3 protein-coding genes are annotated in these 3,528 nt (G+C 73.2%); all 3 read right to left on the bottom strand.

Annotated elements, in window-relative coordinates; genetic code table 11:
* The coding region (locus PKE44_RS16600) for a hypothetical protein (protein WP_324553448.1) at positions 1–1,328 on the bottom strand (1,328 nt) is incomplete at its 3' end.
* A 166-nt stretch (positions 1,329–1,494) separates the two neighbouring features.
* Positions 1,495–2,895: a DegQ family serine endoprotease gene (locus PKE44_RS16595; RefSeq protein WP_324553445.1), complete on the bottom strand. Its 1,401-nt coding sequence runs from the start codon at positions 2,893–2,895 to the stop codon at positions 1,495–1,497.
* A gap of 58 nt (positions 2,896–2,953) precedes the next feature.
* Positions 2,954–3,528 (bottom strand): DnaJ C-terminal domain-containing protein (locus PKE44_RS16590; RefSeq protein ID WP_324553442.1); only part of this gene is annotated, 575 nt, incomplete at its 5' end.

Here is a 3,528-nt window from a genome sequence, read left to right as displayed (position 1 = left end):
ACGATGATCGCCGGCAGCTGCCACGGCGGCTCCCAGGCGCGGGCGGCGAGCACGCGCGCCTCCGGGCTCAGCTGCACGTGCATTCGCGCCAGCTGCTCGCGCGCGCGATCCGGCACCGGCCCGGCGACGCTGCCGACGAGGGTCGCGGCCCGCGGCTCGCCGCGGCCGTATTCGGGATCGTCGATCAGCCAGACCACCGGCTGACCGGCCTGCCAGTCCGGGGCGGTCAGCGGCACCCAGACCTCCAGATGCGCGGCGCGCGCATCGACGCGCGTGGTCTGCACGGCGAGTTCGGTGTGGCGGATGCCGTTCAGGCGCACCTCGCCGCTGGCCGGGCCTTCGTCGCCGCGCCTCAGCACGATGGCATCGCCGCTGAAATCATGACCGCCCCAGGCCACCCAGGCCGCCAGCGCGGCGAGCAGCGCCAGTCCGCCCCCGCTCAGCCCGAGCCGCCGGGCCCGGCGCGACAGGGCCGCACGCTCGTCATCGAGGCCGGCGCGCCCGAGGTTCGGCAGCCAGCCGCCGAGGCGATCGGGGCCGAGCTGTTCGCGCAGGCGCAGGCGTTCGCCGCGCTCCAGCCCGATCCACGACAGGCCGGTGTCGAGCGGCATCGCCAGTTCCTCGCTGCCGGCAGCGACACCGAGCACCAGCCGCCGCTCCGGGTCCATGACGATCGGACGCGCCGCCCGCGGCACCGGCCAGGTGCGCGAGCGGCGATCGCGGGTCGGCGGCAGCGGCGTCACGGTCCAGCGTCCGGGCAGGTAGCTGTCCAGACGCAGCAGCACCGGGTGCAGCACGTGGCCGGACAGCGCATCGACGGCGCTGCGCCGCTCGCCGATGCGCTGTCCGGCCAGGCGCAGCACGCCGAACAGCAGGCCGAGGCCGAGCGGGATGGCGGTCGCGAGCGTGTAGACGCGATTCCACAGCCGTTCGAGCGCCAGATCGGTGCTGAGCAGCGCCGGGCGCACCGGATCGGCGACGACAGTCGCCGTGTAGTCGCCGAGGTGGAAATCGACGAAGAAGTAGTCGACCTCGCGCTGCAGTTGCGGCCCGCCGCGTCCGGGTGCCGTCAGCGTCGCCGTGCAGCGCACCAGCACGCCGAGCGAGGTCCGGCAGCGGCCCTCGACCCTGCCGCCCTGCACCGGGCGGGCGGTGTCGGCGATCGTGAAGTCGTCGCGCAGGTCAGCGATCGGCGGCAGCAGGAAATACGCGCTGGCGAGCAGCAGCAGCGTGGTCCACAGCAGCGTGCCGAGGTTGGCGATGCGGCCGCTGCCGGGCGGGCTGACCTGGAGCGGACGTTCGGGGAACGTCATGGATGGCAGGGCCATGGACGGCGCCTCCTCGTATTGGGGAAAGCCGTCCAGGGCGTAACGGGTGCGACATTCAGTCGCTACGGTGCTGAGGGCAGGAAGATACCGCGGGCCGGCGGCGACACTTGTTGCAGAACGTCACACGGCCGGCCCGGGCAAGCGCGGGTGGCCGGGCTTTGCGCAGCTATTGCAGCATCAGGAACAGCGAGCTGCGCCCGCGCAGCACCTGCAGCAGCAGCGCGCGGTTGCCGGTGACCGCCTGCGCGAAGTCCTCGATGCCGGCGACCGGCTCGCGGTTGACGCCGAGGATCACGTCGCCGCGGCGCAGGCCGCCGCGTGCGGCCGGCGAACCGGCCTCGACGGCGTTGACCAGCACGCCGTCGACCTCGCCGGACAGCGGATGGCCATCGGGGAGGTTGCCGAAGCTCGCGCCTTCGAGGCGCGGATTCAGCGCCTTGCCGCCTCCGCCACTGCTGTCGGCGACGCGCCCGCCGCGGCCTTCGCCGAGCCTGGCGGTGAGGCTGAGCGGCTTGCCCTCGCGCAACAGGCCGAGGCGCACCTCGTCGCCGACGCGCAGCAGGCCGATGCTGTTGCGCAGTGCCGCCGAATCGCGCACCGGCCGGTCGTTGACGGCGGTGATCACGTCGCCGACGCGCAGGCCGGCCTTCTCGGCGGCGCTCTTCGCGCCGATCTGCGAGATCACCGCGCCCTGATCGGTGCGGATGCCGAAGGCCTCGGCGAGCTGCGGCGTCAGGTCCTGCGTGGCGACGCCGAGCAGGCCGCGGCGGATCGCGCCGTGGCGCACGATCTGGTCCATGACCTGGCGTGCCATGTTGATCGGGATCGCGAAGCCGATGCCGACGTTGCCGCCCGAAGGCGCGAGGATCGCGGTGTTGATGCCGATCAGCTCGCCGCGCAGGTTCACGAGCGCGCCGCCGGAGTTGCCGGGGTTGATCGAGGCGTCGGTCTGGATGAAGTCCTCGTAGCCCTCGATGCCGAGCCCCGAGCGCCCGAGCGCCGAGACGATGCCCGAGGTCACGGTCTGGCCGAGCCCGAAGGGATTGCCGATTGCGACGACGAAATCGCCGACGCGCAGGCCGTCGGAATCGGCGAGCGGCAGGGCGCTGAGGTTCTTCGCCGGCACCTGCACGACGGCGACATCGGTGTCCGGGTCCGAGCCGATCAGCTTCGCCTGCAGCTGGCGGCCGTCGCGCAGCGTGATGCTGATCACGTCGGCGCCTTCGATGACGTGATGGTTGGTCAGCACGTAGCCGCGCTCGGCATCGACGATGACGCCGGAGCCGAGCGACTGCGCCTTGCGTTCGCGCTCGTGCGGCTGTTTCGGCAGGTTGAAGAAGCGACGGAACACCGGGTCATCGAGCAGCGGATTGCGCGGCGTGCGCACGTGGCTCTCGGTGTTGACGTTGACGACGGCCGGCGTGGCCTTCTCCAGCATCGGCGCGAGCGTCGGCAGCTCGCTGCTGCCGGCGCCCCAGGGCAGCGCCGCCGGCACGGGCGCAGCGGCGAGGCCGGCGGCGAGTGCGATCATCGCGAGCAGGACACGGCGGGGGCGGCGGGCAGTCATCGGGCAGCTCCGGGTCATCGGCAGTCGGTCGTCAAAGGCTGGAGGCTGCACGCCGGACTCAGAGACCGGCGCGCGGGTCGAACGGCAGTTCATCCTGCAGCCGGCGGAACAGCGTGCGTGCCGCCTCGCTGTCGGCCGGCGGATTGACGATCTTCAGGCGCACGTACTGGTCACCGGCCGGCTCGCCGGGCAGGCCGCGGCCGCGCAGGCGCAGCTTCTGGCCGCTCTGCGCACCGGCCGGGATCGCCAGCGTCACCGGCCCGGCCAGCGTCGGCACCTCGACGCGCGCCCCGAGCGCGGCCTCCCACGGCGCGACCGGCAGCTCCAGCGTCAGGTCGCGGCCCTCGGCGCGGTAGCGCGGGTGCGGCGCGTAGGCGATCTCCAGATAGATGTCGCCATCGGCGCCGCCGTGCGCCCCGGCCTCGCCCTGGCCGGCCAGACGGATCTTCCTGCCGGCCTCGATGCCGGCCGGGATGCGCACGTTCAGCGTGCGCCGGCCGCTAGCGCCGCTGATCTCGACCTGGCGCGAGCCGCCGGCGAAGGCTTCCTCCAGCGTGATCTCCAGCGCCAGCGTGCGGTCCTCGCCGTCGCGCGCCGCCGGCCGGCGCTGGAGATCACGCTGGAGGAAGCCTT

Origin of the sequence: Plasticicumulans sp. (genome assembly GCF_035331805.1) — a bacterium.
Lineage (GTDB): Bacteria > Pseudomonadota > Gammaproteobacteria > Competibacterales > Competibacteraceae > Plasticicumulans.
Note: the sequence above shows the minus strand (reverse complement) of the source record. Positions and strands in the feature narration are given on the sequence as shown.